This window comes from Pseudomonas sp. SIMBA_067 (genome assembly GCF_046534675.1).
Classification (GTDB): Bacteria; Pseudomonadota; Gammaproteobacteria; order Pseudomonadales; family Pseudomonadaceae; genus Aquipseudomonas; species Aquipseudomonas putida.
In genome coordinates, this window is record NZ_JAWRYH010001008.1 from 1 (window position 1) to 249 (window position 249).

Below are 249 nucleotides of genomic sequence, written 5' to 3' on the forward strand. Positions count from 1 at the left end.
CTGGGCCTTGTGGTCCTTGAGGTAGGCGATCACCGGCATCAGCGAACAGTCGTTGTTGAACAGCTCCGGGGCGTTGACCGACGCTTGTTGGGCGGCATAGTTGAGCATGTCTTGGTTGCGCTGCAGGCTGCTCATCTTCGGGTTGCCCTCGAACGAGCCTGCGGTGATCTGGCGCACGGCGTTGACCAACGAAACGGTGGTCTGCACGCCCGGGTACTGCTGCAGCTCCCAGGCCAGGCGGTCGGCGAG

Annotated in this window: 1 protein-coding gene; it reads right to left on the reverse strand. The window is 63.5% G+C overall.

The genetic code is table 11. The features are described from left to right. Positions 1-249, reverse strand: a 249-nt coding sequence (locus tag SB765_RS32260; RefSeq protein ID WP_410932847.1) for a hypothetical protein, incomplete at both ends; no start/stop codon positions are given.